This is a genomic window from Idiomarina sp. ST20R2A10, from assembly GCF_051842345.1.
Taxonomy (GTDB): domain Bacteria; phylum Pseudomonadota; class Gammaproteobacteria; order Enterobacterales; family Alteromonadaceae; genus Idiomarina; species Idiomarina loihiensis.
The window spans coordinates 46,742-67,002 of record NZ_JBNIEY010000005.1; the positions used below are offsets into that span (position 1 = coordinate 46,742).

Below are 20,261 nucleotides of genomic sequence, written 5' to 3' on the forward strand. Positions count from 1 at the left end.
CTTACTCGTCTTCCTCGAAGCGATCTTCAAACAAAGCACTAACGGCATCCAGTGCTGCTTGTGCGTCTTTTCCTTCGGCACAGACTTCAACAGTTTTTCCCTGTTGACTGGCCAGTAGCATCAGGCACATAACGCTGGCAGCGTTAACGCATTGCTCACCCTGAGTGACAGTAATGTCTGACTCAAATTCCTGCGTTAATTGCGCTAACTTTGTTGCCGCACGTGCGTGCAAGCCTAGTTTATTGCGAATAATTAGCTTTCTGCAAACTTTATCCATGGGTTTTCAGTTCCCGGTGTCTTACCTGAACTTTTACAGCTTTCTGTTCAAAACGCTCGGCTAACTGCTGAGAAATATAAACCGAGCGGTGCTGACCACCGGTACAACCGGTAGCTATGGTCAGGTAGCTTCGATTGCTGCGCTGGAAGTGTGGCAACCAGGTATCAAGAAAGTTTTCTAGCTGATAAATAAATTTAGTCACCAAAGGTTCCTGACGAAAGAAAATCTGCACGTCGGTATCCAGACCGGTAAGCAGCTTAAGCTCGGGTTGCCAGTGCGGATTAGGTAAAATGCGCGCATCAAAGACAAAGTCAGCGTCTTTGGGTAAACCATATTTAAAGCCAAAAGACTGAAACACAATAATCAGCTTTTTATCCGCTCGTCCCAGCACCCGCTCAGTGACCTGTTCGCTTAATTGGTGCAGCGATAAATCACTGCTGTCCAGGCGCCAGGTTGCGCGTTCCATAATGGGTTCAAGCATTTTATGTTCGGCCTGAAGCGCTTCTAGCAGAGGCAGTTCTTTTTGCGATAACGGATGCAGGCGACGAGTCTCGCCAAAACGCTTTAGTAAGGTGTTGTCGTCAGAGTCAATAAACAGAATTTCCGGTTCAACGCCTTTTGGCAAAAAGCTCAGAGAGTCCAGTAGCTCTTCGGAGTGCTCCGGTAAGTTGCGAACATCAATGCTAATGGCTATTTTTTGATACTGCTCTATGACTGCATGCACCAGAGTTGGCAGCAGGCTTATGGGTAAATTATCAACACAATAAAAGCCTAAGTCCTCCAGTACGCGCAAGGCAATTGTCTTACCTGAGCCGGAGCGACCACTAACAATGATCAGTTGCATGGCGACTGTTCACCTTCGCCCACAAATAATTGATATAACGCTTTATCAGAATCTGCGTGGCGCAGTGCGCGAGTACAGTCTTTGTCGTTCATTCTTCTGGCCACTGTGGCCAATGTTTGTAGATGGTTCTCGTGCTCTGACTCCGGCACCAGAAGCGCGAAGATAATATCGACAGGTTGGTTGTCAATAGAATCGAATTCGATAGGTTCGTCTAAGGTCAGTAATACCGCTACTGGGTGATTCGCATTAGGTAAACGGCCATGAGGAATTGCGATACCTAAGCCAATTCCCGTACTGCCTAAACGCTCACGGTTTAACAGGCTCTCAAAAATGTCATGACGGGTAATGCCAGACAGCTTAGGGGCTACGATTTGACTAATGGTTTCAAGTAGTCGTTTTTTACTTGCGCCCTCGACTGCACACTTGGTGCAGTCGGGGCTTAACAATTCACTCAGTTGCATGGATTAATGTTGTTTCATTTTCTCTTTGTGTTTAATCACCTGACGGTCCAGTTTATTAATTAAACCGTCGATGGCCGCGTACATATCTTCGTGTTTTGCGTCGGCGAAAAGCTCACCGCCATTCACGTGCAGCGTAGCTTCCGCTTTTTGAATCGTTTTTTCAACATTTAGGATGACGTGAACATTAGTTATATGGTCAAAATGTCTTTCCAGCTTGGCAAATTTTGTGTCCACGTAGTCACGCAGAGCTTCGGTAATATCGATGTGATGACCGGTCAAATTAATTTGCATAACGTCTTCCTTCTGCAGTTAACAAAGTTACAAAAGACTTTTGCGTTGGCTCGATGATGGAATGTTTAACGATTCCCGATACTTCGCAATTGTCCTTCTTGCTACTTGGATACCTTGTTCGGCTATCAGTTCAGCAATCTTACTGTCACTTAACGGTTTACTGCGATTTTCAGCAGCGACCATCTTCTTAATTAAAGCACGTATTGCCGTGCTTGAACACTCGCCACCGCCCTCTGTACTGACATGACTTGAGAAAAAATATTTCAACTCAAATACGCCACTTGGGCAGTGTAAGTATTTTTGTGTCGTTACGCGTGAAATCGTACTTTCATGCATATCCACGGCTTCTGCAACATCGTTCAGAACCATTGGCTTCATAGCTTCTTCACCATGCTCAAAAAAGCCCTGTTGGCGTTGTACTATGCAATTGGCCACTTTCAGCAGCGTATCGTTTCTGCTCTCCAGGCTTTTTATGAACCAGCGCGCTTCTTGCGTATGGTTTTTTATGTACTGGCTGTCGGCTACTGACTTTGTTGCTTTACTCAAGGCCGCGTATTCTTCGTTCACTTTTAGTTTAGGTACGCTATCCGGGTTTAATTCGACCATCCAACGACCATTTTTTTTAGTAACGGCCACATCGGGAATAACATATTCAACGGGTTGCTGCGCAACTTGCTCCCCCGGGTGCGGGTGCAACTGTTGAATTAATCGCATAGTTTGGCGTAAATCGTCTTCCGATAGCTTCAGTTTACGCTGAATGGTGCGAAAATCGCGACTGCCAAGTAAGTCCATATGTTCAGTCACTAAGCATAGAGCAACCTGCTTGTATTCAGTGTCGTCGCTCAGTTGGCGTAATTGAATGGCAAGGCACTCACTGACGCTGCGTGCGCCGACACCTATTGGGTCGAAATGCTGAATACGCTTAAGCACCATGCAGACTTCTTCTGCTTCCACTTCGGGCAGGCGCACAGCTTCAATAATTTCATTAACATCAACCATCAGATAGCCATTGTCGTCTATGGCTTCAATAATGGCTTCAGCTATGGCGGTGTCTTCTTCCGAAAAATGAGAAAGTTGCATTTGCCAAAGCAGGTGATCCTGCAAAGACTCGCTGGTAGAGCCTTGATAGACCTCAAAATCGCCGTCAAAGGATTTACCTGAAGAGGCTGCACCGTTGGCCGGGGTATGACTGGAGTAGGTGTCGTCCCAACTGCTGTCGACCGGCAGTTCGTCAGGCATTTCCTGGGTTTTTATAACGTCGGATGTTTCCCGTTGGCTGTCGTCTCTTTCTTCAATATTGCGAGTTTCGGGTTGGTCCGCGTCGTTACTCGTTTCACCTTCAACCTCCAGCAGCGGGTTGCTGTCTAATGCATCCTGAATTTCTGACTGAAGATCGAGCGAGGAAAGCTGCAGCAGGCGGATGGCCTGTTGGAGTTGTGGCGTCATGGTCAGGTGCTGACCAATTTTTAGCTGCAGACTTTGCTTCATAATGACTGTCCCGGTATCACGTTATAGGGTGAACTGCTCACCGAGGTAAACGTCTCTAACCTGTTGATTCGATAATATACTTTCTGCATCCCCACTGGCAATAAGCTCACCATGACTGACAATGTAAGCGTGTTCACAAACAGACAATGTCTCGCGCACATTGTGGTCGGTAATAAGTACACCAATACCACGTTGCTTTAAATGTTCAACAATCTTTTTAATATCAATAACCGAAATAGGGTCAACTCCGGCAAAAGGCTCGTCCAGCAAAATAAACGTAGGTTCCGCTGCCAAGGCGCGGGCAATTTCAACCCGACGGCGCTCACCACCTGAAAGACTCATGCCCTGACTGTTTGCTATGTGGCCTATGTGAAACTCTTCGAGCAAAGCATCAAGCTGTTCTTCACGCTCGTTGGTTGACAGTTCTTTACGAGTTTCCAGAATAGCCATTAAGTTATCGCGCACGGTCAATTTGCGAAAAATGGAAGCCTCTTGCGGCAAATACCCAATACCCCGGCGTGCCCGTTCATGCATTGGCAGCAAGGTAAGGTCATTGTCATCCAGCAGAATTTGGCCTTTATCGCTATTAACCAAACCGACTATCATATAGAAGGTTGTGGTTTTACCTGCACCGTTGGGGCCCAGTAAACCAATAACCTGCCCCTGACTAACTTCGAGGCTAACGTCTTTAACGACTTGTCGGCTTTTGTAGCTTTTGGCTAAATGTTTGACTCGTAAAGTTGCCATATTAAGGGTTCTCGTTATTTTTTTCGTCGGTATCGGTTTTTGGTTTAGGCGTAAAAATAGTGATAACACGGCTGTCTTCTTCACCTGAACTGCTTGCCGTTACCGTTTGTTTATTCAAATCATAGGTAATCAAACTGCCGCTTGAGCTACTGCTACCTTGAGAGATGCGAGCGTCGCCACTAAGCTCCAGTCGCTGTTCCGACTGAAAATAGGTGATTTTTTTTGCTTCAGCGTTAATTTCATTGCCGTCGTCCAGCGTCTGGCTGTAAGTAGCAGGAGTGCCTTCTGCTATAAAAATATCTGCTTGCTCGGCGCTTTCGCTGGCGGATGCTTCTAGTCGATCGGCGCGGATTAATAAGGTGCCCTGACGAATAATAACGTTGTCCGTTAAAACCAGGCGGTTATTTTTAATATCAAGCTCTTCCTTACTCGACTCAACTTCCATGGGTTTACTAAAGTCAGACTTGCCCTGAGCCATAACCGCTGAGGGTATTAAGGCAATCAGGATGAGTTTACTCAGCAGGCTGGAAAATCGTTTTAACATGTCTTTTTAGCTCCATTCGTTCAGCTTTCAGATCCGCAGTCATACCGTTCCCCCGAATTAATAGTCGAGGTCCGTGAATACTTACAGGATGTTCGGTGCTCATTGATTCATTTTTTAAATCAACAATCACGTACTCGGTTAACACTTGCTCGATGTGAGTATCCGGCTCTAAAGCAAGTATTTCAACATCATGCTCTAAAATCAGGGTTTGATCGTCGTAGAAAGTGCCTTGCGCGGCACTGACTTCCCAAAGCTCTTCGCCTTGTTCAGAAAAGACTGTGTAAACCGGACGCTTAAGTTCGGTCAGACCAATTTGGTTATAGTGAGACATTTTCTCAGATTTTATCTTGTGAGCCAGTAAACCGTCACTTTCGAAAATACGCGTTTCCAGCCCAAAAGCGGTAAAATCGGGCTGCATAGTGCGTGTTGTAGCCACGTTGTTACCATCAGCATCATCACTAAAAGGGCGCCAGACAAGCAATAGCCCGGCACCGAATAATAAAATTAGAATGACAGTAACGCGTCGACTCACACACTGGCTCCTGTAGCCAGGTGAAGTTGCCCTTGACTGAGCATGATTAAATCACAGACTTCGCGCACGGCACCATGTCCACCATGGCAGCGTGAAATATAATCGGCCTGCTGTTGTACCGATGCGTGAGCGTCCTGGACCGCAATACCCAGACCCGCAGCTTTAATTAAAGCTAAATCGGGGGTATCGTCGCCAACATAAGCAACTTGCTCTGCGCTAAGGCCTAACTTTGTTAGTAGCTCATCGAAAGCGGCTGTTTTATCGTTCTGTCCCTGATAAATAAAGCCGACATCTAAATGTTCCATACGGTGTTCAACAATGCGTGACGTTCGTCCGGTAATGACTGCCGTTTCAACACCTGATTTTTTCAGTGCTTTCATGCCAAAGCCATCCCAGGTGTGAAACGCTTTCAGTTCCTCACCATCATTGCCTAAGTATATGCGACCGTCGGAAAACACCCCGTCGACATCCAGAACCAGTAGCTTTATTTCGGAAAAACGTTTAAACAGGCTTTTTTCAATGTCGCCGTACCAGGTATTAATACATTCCATCAGAGCACTCCCGCCTGCAGTAAGTCATGCATGTTCATTGCGCCACAAGGCTGTCCATCGTCGTTGGTAATTATCAGCCCATTTATTTTTCGGTCCTGCATGAGTTTTAATGCCTCAGCGGCCAGCATATCCTCGTTCGCAGTAATACAGGAGCGGGTCATAACTTCAGCTATCGGAGTTTTATGGACATCGATTCGGTTATCCAGAATGCGACGTAAGTCACCGTCTGTAAAAATGCCGGCGAGACGTTGGTTTTCATCAACTATCGCGGTCATACCCAAGCCTTTACGCGACATTTCCAGTAAGGCATCACTAATAATAGCGTCAGCTGGAATAACCGGGACACGCTCGCCAGTGTGCATCACATCATGTAACCGTAATAGCAGGCGTTTACCCAGCGAACCGCCGGGGTGTGATAGTGCAAAGTCGTCGGCGGTGAAGCCGCGGGCATTGAGCAGAGCAACCGCCATCGCATCGCCCATGACAAGAGTTGCTGTTGTAGAAGCAGTGGGGGCTAACCCGAGCGGACAGGCCTCTTGTTCAACTGCGATACAAACATGAGTATCAGCCAGTCGGGCAAGAGTGGAGCCTGGTTTGCCAGTCATTGAAATTAAGGGCACGCCCAGACGTTTAATGACCGGAATAATATTCAGCACTTCGGCCGTTTCGCCACTGTTAGATATCGCAATGACCACATCCTGAGCCGCAACCATGCCTAAATCTCCGTGGCTGGCTTCGCCCGGATGTACAAAAAACGCTGGTGTGCCGGTTGAGGCAAGTGTGGCAGCTATTTTCCCGCCAATATGACCGGATTTACCCATGCCGGTGACAATAACGCGGCCTTTGCAATTAAACAGAGTTTGGCAGGCGGCATCGAAATTATCATCCAAATATTGATACAGGCCTTCAATCGCCTTCTTTTCGATATCCAGTACTTGTTCGCCCAGTAGCCGAAAGTTCTGGGTGACTTGTTTCATGGTCATGCCTCTGGCGTTGTACTTTTGCCCTGTATAATACGTCATTCGGTACAACTCTGCCTACCGTACACAGGTAAATCTTGTATTTTATTACAAAAATAATTACTATACCAACCAGACGGTTGATAAAGTAAGTGTAGGTAAAGTGAATACACCATGGTAGAGAAAAAAGGCGCAGGGCGACCCAGCAACAGAGACGTCATTCTGGATGCCGCAGATCAATTGGTCGCTGCCGAGGGTGCAGGGCACCTTACATTTGACGCCTTGAGCCAGACAACGGGCATCAGCAAAGGTGGTTTGCTTTATCATTTCAAGAGCAAAGATTGTTTGCTGCAGGCTATGTTAAAACGCCGTGTCGAACGTTATGAAAAACTTCGTGAGCAATATCATCACCAGTTTGCCGATGACCCAAAAGGCGAATTAAAAAGTATTTTACTAGCAGCGCTTGATACGGACGCTGAATGTTCTCGGCTAGGCAGTGGAATGCTGGCTGCCGCTGCGACTAACCCGGAGTTGTTGGGCCCTTTAAAAGAGCATATAGCACTGACTTTACAGCGGTTGGAACGTATCGCCGGAAGCAAAGTTGGGAAAACTCTGTTTTACGCGGTTCATGGTGCGCGTTTGTTCGAGCAACTCAACTTGTGTGACGCTTGCGTGCATGAACGTGAAGATTTTGCACAATATTTACTGAAGCTTGTCGATGAATTGACAGAAATAGAATCAATTCGCTGATAAAATTTGCAACACTTTTTCGGTATCAGACTATACCGACAGTCGTTAAAATAAAGGCTGATAAACTCGTAACAGGAAACTGTCGTGACAAACTTGGTAGAACTTAAAGATCTGACTTTTGCGCATGGAAGCCATCGGGTCTATGACGGCCTGTCGTTAGATGTTCCGAAAGGCAAAATGGTTGCTGTCATGGGGCCTAGTGGCATTGGTAAAACGACGCTGTTGCGCCTTATCGGTGGACAGCTTAAGCCTGACAGCGGCAGTATCAAAGTAGCCGGAGAGGAAGTCCCTCAGTTAAAACGCGACGCTTTGTATCAATTACGCAAGCGCATGAGCATGCTGTTTCAAAGTGGTGCGTTGTTCACCGACATGTCGGTATACGAGAACGTCGCCTTTCCACTGCGCGAGCACACCGACTTACCCGAAGAAATTATTCGCAGCGTGGTTTTAATGAAGCTTGAGGCCGTGGGTCTGCGTGGTGCGCGTCACCTTATGCCGTCAGAACTGTCTGGTGGCATGGCTCGTAGAGCTGCTCTGGCAAGAGCTATAGCTCTGGATCCTGAATTAATTTTATACGATGAGCCGTTTGCGGGTCAGGATCCTATTTCTATGGCGGTCATTGTAAAGCTTATTAAATCTTTGAATGAGTCACTAGGTTTGACCTCTATTGTTGTATCGCACGACGTAAAAGAAGTGTTATCGATTGCGGATTATGCTTATGTCATCGCCGACAAAAAAGTTGTTGGTCAGGGCACCCCGGATGAACTCCGCAATAACGATACCGCAATTATTCAACAGTTTTTGAATGGTGCGCCAGATGGTCCGGTAGCATTTCACTACTCAGATGACGATTTTACAACGGACTTATTAAGGGGCGAAGGATGATCCAGTTTATACAGTCTGTCGGTCGCCGAGTGCTGGATAGCCTGGCGGGTATCGGATACGCCTTAGCTATGCTGATGGGAGCTATTATCGGTAAGCCGCAACCCGCTAAGTCATGGCCGCTCTTTATCAAGCAAATGTACGTAGTGGGCGTATTGTCGATGCTCATCGTTATCGTCAGTGGCTTATTCATTGGTATGGTGCTTGGCTTACAGGGCTACACTATTTTAGTTGACTATGGTGCTGAGCAAAGTCTGGGACCTATGGTTGCGCTGTCGTTATTACGTGAGTTGGGGCCTGTCGTTACCGGTCTGTTATTTGCGGGGCGAGCGGGTTCTGCATTAACTGCTGAAATCGGTCTTATGAAAGCCACCGAGCAACTCTCCAGTCTGGAGATGATGGCGGTTGATCCTTTACGCCGTGTGATTGCTCCCAGGTTCTGGGCTGGTGTGGTTAGTATGCCACTGCTGGCGTTGATGTTCTCAGCCGTTGGAATTTACGGCGGTTACCTGGTTGGCTCCGGCTGGCTGGGGGTTGATGAAGGCGCTTTTTGGTCAGTCATGCAATCGGCAGTCGATTGGCAGGATGATCTTCTGAACGGCATTATTAAGTCTATTGTATTTGCCTTTGTTGTTACCTGGATAGCTTTGTATAAAGGTTATCGTTCGGTTCCAACCTCTGCGGGAATCAGTGCTGCGACAACGTCAACAGTTGTGACTGCGTCGTTGGCAATTCTAGGACTCGATTTTATTCTTACAGCTATCATGTTTGGTGGATAACCATGGAATCAAGAAAAACACAGTTATGGGTAGGCGTTTTTGTTGTCGTCGGTATTTTGGCTTTGTTCTTTATCGCATTAAGGGCAGCCAGCGGCACTATGACAACATCGGGAGATAGCTACACCCTGTACGCTAAGTTCGATAATGTTGGTAGTCTGAAAGTCCGCTCGCCGGTGAAAGTCGGTGGTGTGGTTGTGGGTCGTGTTACTGATATTTCATTGTCGGGTGACTACTATGAGCCGCGTGTGACAATGAGCATTAGCAAAGATTACGACAAGTTTTCTGAAGCCAGTACATTGTCGGTGTTGACGTCGGGACTCCTGGGTGAGCAATATCTTGGACTTGAACCCGGCTTTATTGATGACAGCGTAGGTACGTTAGAAGACGGTGATACCATTACTGATACCAAGTCAGCATTGGTTTTAGAAAACCTGATAGGCCAGTTTCTGTTCAGTCAGGGCAATGAATAAGTGGTAAGGAGAGCACCATGGCAGTAAAACAATGGATAACGGCCGTTTTTGTAACCTTAGTACTGGTTGCATCCGCGTCAGCCGATTTAATTCGTAACGATGATCCGCAAGAGTTATTGAAAGCAGTTGCTGAAAAAACCTTTGATCGCATTGCATCGGACAGAAACAAAATTGACGCAGATCCTAATTATCTAAAGGAAGTCGTTGAAGATGAGATGATGCCTTATGTTGACAATATGTATGCGTCGAAGAAAGTATTAGGCCGTTACTTGCGCGACACGACAAAAGAACAGCGTGAACGTTTTTACCAGGCTTTCTACGATTACTTAGTGGCGACGTATGCCCGTGCTTTTACTCAGTATGACGAGGACAAGCATAAGGTCACTTTTGAACCTAGTCAGGAAATTTCTGATGATGCACGTTCGGCCGTCGTGAAGGCGCGAATAAAAGAAGAAGGGCGCCCGGAAATTCGTCTGGATTTTCGTATACGTTACGACTCTGATGAAGAAATTTGGAAAGCCTACGATTTAGTTGTTGAAGGTGTCAGTCTGCTGAACAGTAAGCAAAGTGAAATTTCTTCGGTTATCCGGGCTAATGGCATTGATAAAACAATCGAGCTGATTGAAAAGAAAGCGTCTGATCCTATTAAGGCAGATGAAAAAGTTGAAAATCCAGCAGAGGGACTCTAATGAGTGCTCAGCAGACAGAGTTAACATCGGTTAAGGTTAGTGATGACAAGACACTGGTTTTCAGCGGCTCATTGACTCGCCACAGTGTTGCTAAACTGTGGTCTCAGCGCAAAAGCTGGTCGGTGGGAAGCGAAACCAAGGTTGATTTAACCGATGTTGAGGTTATTGACACAGCAGGCGTCGCCTTTTTGCTTGAAATTCTCAAGTTGATTGGCGACGGCAAAGGGCCGTTAACCTGCATTGGGGCATCTGAGCAACTAAAACAAATTGCCCGCGTTAGTGGCGTTGAGTCGCTGCTTTCGTTAAGCTAGGCGGTCTTATTAACTTTTAAGCCAACGGCAGATAACAATGAATACTGAAGAACTGAAAACTTTGCTGAACGATGCGCTTTCTCTGGAAGAGCTTCTGGTTAAAGCTGAAGGCGCGAATGTAGAAATTATTGCTGTCAGCGAAGACTTTAAAGATATGAGTCGGGTAAAGCGTCAGCAAGCCGTGTATGGTCCTCTAAACCCGTTGATTGCTGACGGTTCAATCCATGCCGTATCGATAAAAGCATACACGCCCGAAGACTGGGCGCGTGATAAAAAATTAATGATGCCATAAGGTTGTTGGTTAGTTGATGGATAAATTTAAAATACGTGGTGGTCAACCTTTGTCGGGTTCGGTCACTATTTCAGGGGCAAAAAATGCGGCGCTACCTATTTTAATGGCTTCGCTGTTGCCGTCTGAAAAAATAACCCTGTCTAATGTTCCCGATCTTCATGATGTCGACACGACACTGGAATTATTAGATTGCCTGGGCATTAGTCACAGCAACCTGAATAATAATAGCGTTTGTATTGACCCGACCACACTTAATCACTTCAAAGCGCCTTATGAGTTAGTTAAGACTATGCGTGCTTCAATTCTGGTTTTAGGTCCGTTATTAGCTAAAACCGGTAAAGCAGAAGTGTCCCTTCCGGGTGGTTGCGCTATAGGTGCACGGCCGGTAAATCTTCATATTGAAGGTTTGCGTAAAATGGGCGCAAATATTGACGTTGAGAATGGTTACATCAAAGCCTCAGTAGACGGTCGTCTGCAGGGTGCTGAGATTTTGCTGGACACGGTAAGCGTTACCGGCACTGAAAACTTAATGATGGCAGCGGTACTGGCCGAAGGTGAAACGGTCATAGAAAATGCCGCTCGCGAACCCGAAGTCATTGATTTAGCAAACTTTCTTAACAGCCTGGGCGCGAATGTCCGTGACGCAGGAAGCGATACCATCCATATTACTGGGGTCAATAAGCTGCATGGTGGCGAATACAGTGTGATGCCCGACCGTATCGAAACGGGGACGTTTTTAGTCGCAGCTTTGGCAACTGGAGGCTCGGTGCGTTGTGAAAAAACTGACCCGGCAAGCCTTGATGCGGTATTGAAAAAGCTGGAAGAAGCTGGCGCGACAATTGATAAAGGTGATAACTGGATAGCGATACAGAGCCATGGCCGGCCTAAAGCAGTCAATATTATTACGGCTCCTCATCCGGCTTTTCCAACCGATATGCAGGCTCAATTTTGTGCGCTAAATGCCATTGCAGAAGGTACCGCCGGTATTCGCGAAACGATATTTGAAAACCGCTTTATGCACATTCCTGAGTTACGCCGCATGGGCGCAAATGTCGAGTCGGAAGGCAATACTGCACTATGTCACGGAGTTGATGAACTGACCGGCGCAGAGGTTATGTGTACCGACTTACGGGCTTCTGCCTCGCTCGTTATAGCGGGACTGGTTGCGACCGGAGAAACCGTTGTCGAGCGCATTTACCATATTGACCGGGGCTATGAAGGGATTGAGAAAAAACTTCAGGGCTTAGGTGCCGATATTGAGCGAGTAACGGCTTAGCAGCCGTTTTACTTGTTATCTAGGTAATTCGGCCACTGTTACAGTGGTCGTCATTCGCTTTTCATCCCGATAAAACTCAACTTCTAACTTCGTACCAGGTTCACTACTGGCTACCCGATCAAGACCTTCGGGCGCAGAGCGAACCGGATCGCCACCAATAGCGATTAAAAAGTCGTTTGGTTGTAGTCCTGCTTTTGCCGCCGGACTGTTTCGTTCGACTTCCGTTATCAATATGCCAGACAGTGACTGCTCTTCACTAAAGTTAGGATTAACGCTAATACCAATGTATCCGCGGACCACTTTACCTTCCTGAATAAGCGTTTTCATTACTTTGCGGGCATTCTCATAAGGTACGGCAAAATAGATGCCTTCGCCGCCGTCTCCGAAAGCCGAATTATAGCGGGCGTTATTAATCCCGATAAGTTCTCCGGCGGTATTAACCAAAGCTCCGCCTGAGGCACCCTGGTTGATCACTGCGTCCATTTGAATCAAATCGGAATAGGAATTGCTGACACCAACCCGACCGCCGCTGGCACTGACAATACCTTGCGTAATTGTCTGGCCAATATTGTATGGATTACCTATGGCGAGGACAATGTCACCAACCCGTACGCGGCGTGTTGACTGTACAGGAATTACCGGTAGGTTCTCTGCATCAATTTTCAGCACAGCTAAATCGGTGTAACGGTCACTACCAATTAACTGAGCGGCATAGCGTCTGCCGTCCTGCAGCGCGACTTCAATTTTATCAACATTATCGACAACGTGATGGGCGGTCAGAATATATCCCTGAGAGTCCATAATAACGCCTGAACCTAAACGCCAGACACGTGATGATTGAGGTTGATAATAAGACCCCTGAATTTCCCCCATACTATAAATATTCACAACGGCGGGGGCGGCTTTTCGGACTGCCTGATTAAAGGAGGTAATTTCGTTGCCGTTTTGTCTTAATGATTCGGACTGTGCCCAGAAAGGTTTAGCGATAATAACAATAGCCGCAACAACTAGGCCTAAGCCAACTGACTGAAGTAAAAATCGTAAAGTTGAAGAAAGTTGTTGCATACCAGCTTCCGGTTAAATCAGGTGGTATCAGCATAGCACTGATACCACCTGCCTGTCACAATGTCAGTTTGCGTTACGCAACACAATAAAGAGTGAACTGTCGCCTCGTTTTATATTAAGGGCTATAACACCGCTCTTATCTTCAATTGCTGCCCGCAACTCCGATATTGAGCTCACTGCCTTTCTGTTAACGCCCTGAATAATATCGCCTTCCTCTAGGCCAATTCGCGCAGCAGGAGAACGTTCTTCAAGCTCTTCTACTTCAATTCCATTTCCATCCGTTGCAGCAAGAGTAGCGCCCTGTAAAGCCGGGTGAATTGACTCAGCTGTAACAGACATGTCCTGTGCACCAAGGGTGACGTTAATCGATTGCTCTTCACCGTCGCGAATCACCCCAAGCTTTAATGAGTTCCCTGAGCCTATAGAGCCGACCATTGCACCAAGCTCCGAAAATGAGCGGATTGTCTGCCCATCGACTGAGATAATGACATCGCCCGATTCAATACCAGCTTCATCTGCTGAACTACCCGGTACGACCTGTGAAACAAAAGCCCCCCGGTTGACCGGAATATTCAATGCCTGAGCAACGTCGTGAGTTAAATCGTTACCCCGGACTCCCAGTACACCGCGGCGAACTTCGCCAAATTCAATCAATTGTTGTACTAAGTTATTCATCATGTCCGATGGAATAGCGAAACCGATACCGATATTGCCACCGTTAGGGCCTAGTATCGCGGTGTTAATTCCAATGAGTTTGCCGTCTAAAGTGACCAGAGCACCGCCCGAATTACCGCTGTTAATAGCGGCATCGGTCTGGATGAAGTTTTCCAGTTCCTCAATGCCAAGACCTGCTCGACCTAGAGCGCTAACGATACCGGAGGTTACTGTCTGGCCAAGCCCGAAAGGGTTACCAATAGCGACCACGAAATCACCGACTCGCAGCTCGGATGACTTGCCAAGCTCTATGGCGGTGAGGTTTTCGCCGTTCTCTATTTTTAGCAAAGCCACGTCGCTGCGTTCATCAGTGCCTATAACTTTAGCATCAAACTCACGGCCATTTTTTAGGGTGACGAGAATTTCTGTAGCGTCGTCTACAACATGGTTATTGGTTACTACATAGCCTTTTTCAGCATCAATAATCACGCCGGAACCTAAGCCTCTAAACGGGCGCTCACGGACTTGTTCACGTGGCGAATCCGGGCCAAAAAAGAAACGAAGCGCTTCCGGCAGGCGTTGTCGTACTTCTCGCTTACCTTTTACTGAGATATTGACGACGGCGGGTGTTACCTCCTCAAGCATCGGCGCTAAGGTCGGCTGTTCGTCGTCATTGCCAAAAAAAGGAATGCCAGCATGGGCAGAAGGTATAGAGGTGAAGCTAACAACACAGATTAAACTGAATAATGCTAAGACTCTTTTCATGATTCGAGTGACTCCTTAATAAAGCACTAACAAACGGTCGCCAGTTAAGACCGCTTGTCAGCTATATGAGTTCACTCTAAAAATGTTTCAAGATGTTTTTGAGGACTCTTTTTCTTGATCTTGCTCGTAACTACTTGAAAAGAGCCCGCTGGAGCCCTCTGTGTAATCGCGGGGAATATCATTGGCGCTATAGCTGTCACGGCCTGAACGGTGATCTTTATTTAATGAATTGGCCACTCGCAGTTGCTTAATTGTGTCTTCTGCGAAAAAAGGCAGGTCACTTTGTACATCGCTTTTCTCAAGCAGCTCAGCACTTTGGTTTAAGTAGCTTTGTAAACGTTGCTGGGTATCTGCCAGTTGTTCGACCATAGCGTTTGCGGTGGCGAAGTGTTCGGCAACTTCTCTTTGGTAGTCGGTTAAACGCTGCTGACTTTGCTGTACTTGCTCTTCGAGATCGCCTGACTGGCCTTTCGACTGGCTGTAACGAGCCGCAAAAAAGCCAATGATAGCACCAGCAACGACCAACAGAACCCCAATAATCCAACTCATAATTAACTCCTGAACAAGCTGTCGCAGCGGCGAATGATTGCTGCGCTTCACCTTCATGGTAACATATTAACTTATAGGATAATCCCAACTGAGGTGAAGTGGTAGTGTCCAAACAGCAAATGTCTCCACTAGAACGTTATCAGTATGATATAGAACACAATGATTTCTCGAAAGATGCTGCGCAGCTAAACGCTGTTAAACATTTGCAAAGACTGCATGATGAGCTTATTGAGTGGCATCAATATCAGACTCTGCCAGGCTGGCAAAAGTGGTTTAACAAAGAGCCGGAACAGCCTCAGGGCATCTACTTTTGGGGTGGTGTCGGCCGTGGGAAAACCTATCTGGTTGATACCTTCTTTGAAAGTCTGCCAATTGAGCGTAAATGGCGAATCCACTTTCACCGATTCATGCACCGGGTTCATAATGAACTTAAACAACTGGATAAGCAGAGCGATCCGTTACGCATTGTGGCTGATAACATTGCCGCCGAAGCACGAATTGTCTGCTTTGACGAGTTTTTTGTGCAGGATATTACCGATGCCATGTTACTGGGTAGGCTGTTTGAGTACTTATTTGAGAAAGGGGTGGTGCTGGTAGCGACTTCAAACATCGTTCCTGACGAACTCTATAAAAACGGACTGCAACGCGCACGTTTCATTCCTGCTATTAAACTCATCAATCAGCACTGCGAAGTGGTTAATGTGGATAGCGGCATTGATTATCGTCTTAGAACACTTACCCGGGCGGAAATTTTTCATTCGCCACTGGATGAAAAAGCCGATAAGAATTTATGGAAATACTTCAAAGAGCTAGCGCCTGAATGTAAAGAGCGTTACGAATCAGACTGTATTGAAATTGAAGGACGGGATATTGACGTTCGGGCAGAGTGTGACGATGTGGTATTTTTTGATTTTACCTCCATTTGTAAGACAGCCCGTAGCCAAAATGACTACATGGAAATAGCCAGACTTTACCATGCGGTATTGATTAGTAATGTTGAGCAAATGGGCGCGGGGAAAGATGATACGGCTCGCCGCTTTATAGCGTTAGTTGATGAATTTTATGAGCGTCGGGTGAAACTGATTTTGTCAGCAGATGTGAGTATTGAAGCTCTCTATACGGAAGGCCAGTTAACTTTCGAGTTTCGCCGTTGTGTCAGCCGACTGCAGGAAATGCAAAGTCAGGAATATCTGGCAATGGCTCATAAAGCATAAATTTCAGAAAATGCGTGATCTTTAACCGCATTTTTCCTATAATCCGCGCAGCCCACGTTACAGTCCGTTGTGTTACATAACGTAATGCAGCGGTCGCAGCAGATAACTAAATGATTTCTATCATTTTTTTATTGTTGTGATTCGCGGGGAAGCCCGGAATTACTGTCCGTGAACTTTTAAAATGTAGGTTTTATACAATGAAAACATTTGTAGCCAAGCCAGAAACGGTAAAACGCGACTGGTACGTAGTAGACGCTGAAGGCAAAACTTTAGGTCGTTTAGCTACTGAAATCGCTCGTCGTTTACGCGGCAAGCATAAGCCTGAGTACACTCCTCACGTTGATACCGGCGACTATATCGTCGTCATTAACGCTGAGAAAATTACTGTTACCGGTAATAAAGCTCAGGGCAAGATGTACTACTCGCACACTGGATTTCCGGGTGGTATCAAATCAATCAGTTTTGAAAAACTGATTGCTAAGAAACCAGAGATGGTCATTCAGAAAGCGGTGAAAGGTATGTTACCCCGTGGTCCATTGGGTCGTGCCATGTTCCGTAAACTGAAAGTGTACGCAGGTACTGAGCATAACCATATTGCTCAACAACCTAAACAACTGGATATATAATACGGAGCAAGAACACTATGGCAGATAATCAATACTACGGTACTGGTCGTCGCAAAAACTCCACGGCTCGCGTATTTTTGCGTCCTGGTAGCGGCAACATCAAAATTAACAACCGTGAACTGAACGAATACTTCGGTCGTGAAACGGCTCAAATGGTTGTTCGTCAACCATTAGAATTAGTTGAAATGACTGAAAAGTTTGACATGTACATCACTGTAAGTGGTGGTGGTACTACCGGTCAGGCGGGTGCAATTCGTCACGGTATTACTCGTGCATTAATGCAATACGACGAAGCTTTACGTGGTCCATTACGTAAAGAAGGTTACGTTACCCGTGACGCTCGTCAAGTTGAACGTAAGAAAATCGGCTTGCATAAAGCACGTAAACGTCCACAGTTCTCAAAGCGTTAATTCGTCTTTGTTTTTTGTGGCAAAACCCAGCTTCGGCTGGGTTTTTTTATGTCAAAAATAAATGGAAATAGACCAATAAGGGCGGCTATTAAGCTTGTAAAAAGTGTGTCTTTTCATTATCATCTCAAAGCATTTTCTGTAATCCGCATCAGCGGACAAAGCAGCAGCTAATTCCCGACTTCGCGACAACGCATCGTGGAGCGTCCAAAACTGGAGAATAGATGGATGAGCAATGCGCCTGTAGATAAAGGCCGCCGTCGTTTTTTGACTGTCGCAACCTCAGTGGTAGGTGGTGCAGGAGCGGTAGCAGTAGCCGTTCCTTTCATAGCATCGTGGAACCCAAGTGCGAAAGCAAAAAACGCGGGAGCGCCCGTAGAAGTAAATATACGCAAAGCTGAGCCTGGCCAGCTAGTCCGTGTTAAATGGCGTGGCAAGCCTGTGTGGGTGGTTCGCCGTACACCGGACATGCTTGAAGAGTTGGGTGAAATAGAAGGTAGGCTTCGCGATCCGAATTCTCAAGAGCCGCAGCAGCCACCTTATGCGGCAAATCAATATCGCTCAATTAAAGAAGAATTCTTCGTTGCGGTTGGTATTTGTACCCACCTTGGTTGCTCTCCATCTTATCTTGCGAGCGGAATGGGGGAGCACGTTGAGGGCGTTGAGTCTGGCTTTTTCTGCCCATGCCACGGTTCTAAATTTGATGTCGCAGGGCGCGTATTCCAAGGTGTTCCTGCACCACTGAACCTGGTCGTGCCGCCACATTATTTTATCGACGATAACACCATTTTGGTGGGTGAAGATAAGGGGCAAGCATAATGTTTAAGCGATTTGTAGAGTGGATGGATGCCCGCATCCCCATGACCAAAACCTGGAACATCCACCTGGCGCAGTATCCAGCTCCAAAAAACTTTAACATGTGGTATGTTTTTGGCTTTTTGGCAACCATCGTATTAATTAACCAAATACTGACTGGTGTCTGGTTAACCATGAACTATGTGCCAAGCGCCGACGGTGCCTTTGCCTCGGTTGAATACATCATGCGTGATGTCGAATACGGCTGGTTGTTGCGTTATATGCACTCCACCGGTGCCTCTGCGTTCTTCGTTGTCGTTTATCTGCATATGTTCCGCGGTATGATGTACGGTTCTTACCAGAAGCCTCGTGAGCTTATTTGGCTGTTTGGTATGTTCATCTTCCTGGTACTGATGGCCGAAGCCTTTATGGGCTATTTGCTGCCTTGGGGACAAATGTCTTACTGGGGCGCACAGGTTATTATTTCACTATTCGGTGCCATACCGGTTATTGGTGATGATTTAACCTTATGGATACGTGGTGATTACGTTATTTCCGGAGCGACGCTAAATCGTTTCTTTGCGCTGCACGTTATTGCTTTGCCGCTAGTACTGGTTATTTTGGTGTTCCTGCACATTGTCGCTCTGCATGAGGTTGGTTCGAACAACCCTGACGGTATCGATACTAAGAAGCCGAAAGGCTCTGTGCCAGACGAAGAAAAGCCGAAGTTTAAGTTCCACGAGCGCTTTACTAACAAGAAAGACATTGTCGATTCTATTCCGTTTTTCCCTTACTACATTATTAAGGATTTGTTCGGGTTCGGCGTGTTCTTGTTCTTGTTCTGTTACGTTATTTTCTTCAACCCGGAAATGGGAGGCTTTTTCCTTGAGCCGCCTAACTTTGAGCCGGCGAACCCTTTGAAAACACCGGAACACATTGCTCCTGTATGGTATTTCACGCCGTTCTATGCCATTTTACGTGCGGTGCCTGACAAGCTGTTTGGTGTTATTTTGATGTTCGCTGCTATTGTCTTCCTGGCCCTGTTGCCTTGGCTAGACCGTGGGCGAGTACGTTCTATTCGCTATCGTAGCCTGTTGCATAAGCTAAACCTCGGCGTATTTGCCATCAGTTTCGTTGTGCTGGGTTATCTGGGAACGCAACCGGCAACTCCTGTTGCAACAATATTCGCACAGATATTTACGTTCCTGTACTTTGCATTCTTCGGGCTGCTTTGGTTCTACAGTAAGCGCGAGAAGACTAAACCGGTACCAGAAAGGGTGACGTCGAAATGAAAAAATTGTTAATCGCTCTTATAACTTTGGTTCCGTCGCTGGTATTTGCGGCGGGTCCTGAAGTTCCATTGGACAAGGCCGAAGTCGACTTACACGATAAAGCCTCACTGCAGCGTGGCGCGCAGTTATACATGAACTATTGCCTGGGTTGTCACCAGTTGCAGTACCATCGCTATAACCGCACCTTTAAGGATATTGGTATCCCGCAGGATCTTGGTGAAAAGAACTTGCAGTTCACAGGCGATAAAGTCGGTGACCGCATTACCAATAATATGAATCCTGATTCAGCCGCAAACTGGTTTGGTACTGCGGTACCGGATCTAACGAACGTTGCTCGTGTTCGTGGAGCTGACTGGATTTACACTTATCTGCGTTCATTCTATAAAGATGACAGTCGTCCTTTCGGCGTCAATAATGCGGTATTCCCAAATGTGGGAATGCCTCATGTATTGCAAGAACTGCAAGGGCTTCCTGAAAAGACTTATGAAGAACGCATGATAGACGGTGAAATGAAAGATGTGTACGTCGGTATTGAAACCGATGGCAGTGGCCGTTTATCCGAAAGTGAATATGATCAAGCCATGTTGGACTTAACTGCTTTTCTGGTCTATACCGGAGAACCTATGTTGCTAGAACAACGCCGCACGGGTTGGTTTGTTTTTGGTTTCCTGCTGGTATTCACCATTTTGGCATGGTTACTGAAAAAAGAGTTTTGGAAAGACCTGAAATAATCGGGGCTTATCAGTCTGTT

At 46.6% G+C, this 20,261-nt stretch carries 27 protein-coding genes; 14 read left to right on the forward strand and 13 right to left on the reverse strand.

The window, feature by feature from the left end:
- Position 1 precedes the first annotated feature (1 nt).
- Genes ACP7H9_RS08870 through ACP7H9_RS08915 form a run of 10 tightly spaced genes read right to left on the reverse strand, consistent with a single transcriptional unit; the run spans position 2 to position 6,712 of the window.
- Positions 2 to 277, reverse strand: a complete 276-nt coding sequence (locus ACP7H9_RS08870; RefSeq protein WP_011233653.1) for an HPr family phosphocarrier protein — start codon at positions 275 to 277, stop codon at positions 2 to 4.
- Complete coding sequence (rapZ, locus tag ACP7H9_RS08875) at positions 270 to 1,121, reverse strand: RNase adapter RapZ (protein WP_011233654.1); 852 nt, start codon at positions 1,119 to 1,121, stop codon at positions 270 to 272. Before rapZ ends, ACP7H9_RS08870 begins: the two co-directional genes overlap by 8 nt.
- The gene (ptsN, locus tag ACP7H9_RS08880) at positions 1,112 to 1,582 is read right to left on the reverse strand and encodes a PTS IIA-like nitrogen regulatory protein PtsN (protein WP_011233655.1); all 471 of its coding nucleotides are present in this window, start codon (positions 1,580 to 1,582) and stop codon (positions 1,112 to 1,114) included. The genes rapZ and ptsN overlap by 10 nt, the downstream gene beginning before the upstream one ends.
- 3 nt (positions 1,583 to 1,585) lie before the next feature.
- Entirely contained in the window at positions 1,586 to 1,873 is a 288-nt protein-coding gene (gene hpf, locus ACP7H9_RS08885) for a ribosome hibernation promoting factor (protein WP_011233656.1), read from the reverse strand.
- Positions 1,874 to 1,900: 27 nt separating this feature from the next.
- The gene (locus ACP7H9_RS08890; RefSeq protein WP_110013569.1) at positions 1,901 to 3,361 is read right to left on the reverse strand and encodes an RNA polymerase factor sigma-54; all 1,461 of its coding nucleotides are present in this window, start codon (positions 3,359 to 3,361) and stop codon (positions 1,901 to 1,903) included.
- A 21-nt stretch (positions 3,362 to 3,382) separates the two neighbouring features.
- Positions 3,383 to 4,108, reverse strand: coding sequence for an LPS export ABC transporter ATP-binding protein (gene lptB / locus ACP7H9_RS08895; RefSeq protein WP_011233658.1), 726 nt, complete (start codon positions 4,106 to 4,108; stop codon positions 3,383 to 3,385).
- A gap of 1 nt (position 4,109) precedes the next feature.
- Entirely contained in the window at positions 4,110 to 4,652 is a 543-nt protein-coding gene (gene lptA / locus ACP7H9_RS08900; protein ID WP_439222587.1) for a lipopolysaccharide transport periplasmic protein LptA, read from the reverse strand.
- Entirely contained in the window at positions 4,621 to 5,184 is a 564-nt protein-coding gene (gene lptC / locus ACP7H9_RS08905; protein WP_439222588.1) for an LPS export ABC transporter periplasmic protein LptC, read from the reverse strand. Before lptC ends, lptA begins: the two co-directional genes overlap by 32 nt.
- Positions 5,181 to 5,735 carry a 3-deoxy-manno-octulosonate-8-phosphatase KdsC gene (gene kdsC / locus ACP7H9_RS08910; RefSeq protein ID WP_439222589.1) on the reverse strand — a complete coding sequence of 185 codons (555 nt, stop codon included), beginning with the start codon at positions 5,733 to 5,735 and terminating at the stop codon, positions 5,181 to 5,183. Before kdsC ends, lptC begins: the two co-directional genes overlap by 4 nt.
- Complete coding sequence (locus ACP7H9_RS08915; protein ID WP_011233662.1) at positions 5,735 to 6,712, reverse strand: KpsF/GutQ family sugar-phosphate isomerase; 978 nt, start codon at positions 6,710 to 6,712, stop codon at positions 5,735 to 5,737. Before ACP7H9_RS08915 ends, kdsC begins: the two co-directional genes overlap by 1 nt.
- 156 nt (positions 6,713 to 6,868) lie before the next feature.
- Between ACP7H9_RS08915 and ACP7H9_RS08920 the strand changes: the two genes are divergently transcribed.
- The 8 genes from ACP7H9_RS08920 (at position 6,869) to murA (ending at position 12,143) form a co-directional block, all read left to right on the forward strand.
- Positions 6,869 to 7,444: a TetR/AcrR family transcriptional regulator gene (locus ACP7H9_RS08920; RefSeq protein WP_011233663.1), complete on the forward strand. Its 576-nt coding sequence runs from the start codon at positions 6,869 to 6,871 to the stop codon at positions 7,442 to 7,444.
- Between the two features lie 84 nt (positions 7,445 to 7,528).
- Entirely contained in the window at positions 7,529 to 8,329 is an 801-nt protein-coding gene (locus tag ACP7H9_RS08925) for an ATP-binding cassette domain-containing protein (RefSeq protein ID WP_034818661.1), read from the forward strand.
- A complete protein-coding gene (gene mlaE, locus ACP7H9_RS08930) occupies positions 8,326 to 9,105 on the forward strand; it encodes a lipid asymmetry maintenance ABC transporter permease subunit MlaE (RefSeq protein ID WP_082815427.1) in 780 nt (259 codons plus the stop codon). Before ACP7H9_RS08925 ends, mlaE begins: the two co-directional genes overlap by 4 nt.
- Positions 9,106 to 9,107: 2 nt before the next feature.
- On the forward strand, positions 9,108 to 9,575 hold the full coding sequence (mlaD, locus tag ACP7H9_RS08935; protein WP_034818660.1) for an outer membrane lipid asymmetry maintenance protein MlaD: 468 nt from the start codon (positions 9,108 to 9,110) through the stop codon (positions 9,573 to 9,575).
- A gap of 17 nt (positions 9,576 to 9,592) precedes the next feature.
- A complete protein-coding gene (locus ACP7H9_RS08940; RefSeq protein WP_439222590.1) occupies positions 9,593 to 10,264 on the forward strand; it encodes an MlaC/ttg2D family ABC transporter substrate-binding protein in 672 nt (223 codons plus the stop codon).
- The gene (locus ACP7H9_RS08945) at positions 10,264 to 10,575 is read left to right on the forward strand and encodes an STAS domain-containing protein (RefSeq protein WP_439222591.1); all 312 of its coding nucleotides are present in this window, start codon (positions 10,264 to 10,266) and stop codon (positions 10,573 to 10,575) included. The genes ACP7H9_RS08940 and ACP7H9_RS08945 overlap by 1 nt, the downstream gene beginning before the upstream one ends.
- A gap of 37 nt (positions 10,576 to 10,612) precedes the next feature.
- Positions 10,613 to 10,867: a BolA family protein gene (locus ACP7H9_RS08950; protein WP_011233669.1), complete on the forward strand. Its 255-nt coding sequence runs from the start codon at positions 10,613 to 10,615 to the stop codon at positions 10,865 to 10,867.
- A gap of 16 nt (positions 10,868 to 10,883) precedes the next feature.
- Positions 10,884 to 12,143, forward strand: coding sequence for a UDP-N-acetylglucosamine 1-carboxyvinyltransferase (gene murA / locus ACP7H9_RS08955; protein ID WP_439222592.1), 1,260 nt, complete (start codon positions 10,884 to 10,886; stop codon positions 12,141 to 12,143).
- 15 nt (positions 12,144 to 12,158) lie between these two features.
- Here murA and ACP7H9_RS08960 read toward each other — a convergent pair whose 3' ends face one another.
- The 3 genes from ACP7H9_RS08960 to ACP7H9_RS08970 all read right to left on the reverse strand — a co-directional run bounded on the left by ACP7H9_RS08960 (position 12,159) and on the right by ACP7H9_RS08970 (position 15,176).
- Entirely contained in the window at positions 12,159 to 13,208 is a 1,050-nt protein-coding gene (locus ACP7H9_RS08960; protein ID WP_439222593.1) for a trypsin-like peptidase domain-containing protein, read from the reverse strand.
- A 63-nt stretch (positions 13,209 to 13,271) separates the two neighbouring features.
- Positions 13,272 to 14,627, reverse strand: coding sequence for a DegQ family serine endoprotease (locus ACP7H9_RS08965; RefSeq protein WP_011233672.1), 1,356 nt, complete (start codon positions 14,625 to 14,627; stop codon positions 13,272 to 13,274).
- An 87-nt stretch (positions 14,628 to 14,714) separates the two neighbouring features.
- Positions 14,715 to 15,176, reverse strand: a complete 462-nt coding sequence (locus ACP7H9_RS08970; RefSeq protein ID WP_011233673.1) for a YhcB family protein — start codon at positions 15,174 to 15,176, stop codon at positions 14,715 to 14,717.
- A 119-nt stretch (positions 15,177 to 15,295) separates the two neighbouring features.
- Between ACP7H9_RS08970 and zapE the strand changes: the two genes are divergently transcribed.
- From zapE to ACP7H9_RS09000, 6 genes are all read left to right on the forward strand, one after another.
- Complete coding sequence (gene zapE, locus ACP7H9_RS08975; RefSeq protein WP_153849944.1) at positions 15,296 to 16,390, forward strand: cell division protein ZapE; 1,095 nt, start codon at positions 15,296 to 15,298, stop codon at positions 16,388 to 16,390.
- A 197-nt stretch (positions 16,391 to 16,587) separates the two neighbouring features.
- On the forward strand, positions 16,588 to 17,016 hold the full coding sequence (gene rplM / locus ACP7H9_RS08980) for a 50S ribosomal protein L13 (RefSeq protein ID WP_034818651.1): 429 nt from the start codon (positions 16,588 to 16,590) through the stop codon (positions 17,014 to 17,016).
- 17 nt (positions 17,017 to 17,033) lie between these two features.
- Positions 17,034 to 17,426: a 30S ribosomal protein S9 gene (gene rpsI / locus ACP7H9_RS08985; protein ID WP_011233676.1), complete on the forward strand. Its 393-nt coding sequence runs from the start codon at positions 17,034 to 17,036 to the stop codon at positions 17,424 to 17,426.
- A gap of 225 nt (positions 17,427 to 17,651) precedes the next feature.
- Positions 17,652 to 18,242, forward strand: coding sequence for a ubiquinol-cytochrome c reductase iron-sulfur subunit (gene petA, locus ACP7H9_RS08990; protein ID WP_011233677.1), 591 nt, complete (start codon positions 17,652 to 17,654; stop codon positions 18,240 to 18,242).
- Entirely contained in the window at positions 18,242 to 19,510 is a 1,269-nt protein-coding gene (locus ACP7H9_RS08995; RefSeq protein ID WP_034818647.1) for a cytochrome b, read from the forward strand. The genes petA and ACP7H9_RS08995 overlap by 1 nt, the downstream gene beginning before the upstream one ends.
- Complete coding sequence (locus ACP7H9_RS09000) at positions 19,507 to 20,241, forward strand: cytochrome c1 (protein WP_439222594.1); 735 nt, start codon at positions 19,507 to 19,509, stop codon at positions 20,239 to 20,241. Before ACP7H9_RS08995 ends, ACP7H9_RS09000 begins: the two co-directional genes overlap by 4 nt.
- Positions 20,242 to 20,261 lie beyond the last annotated feature (20 nt).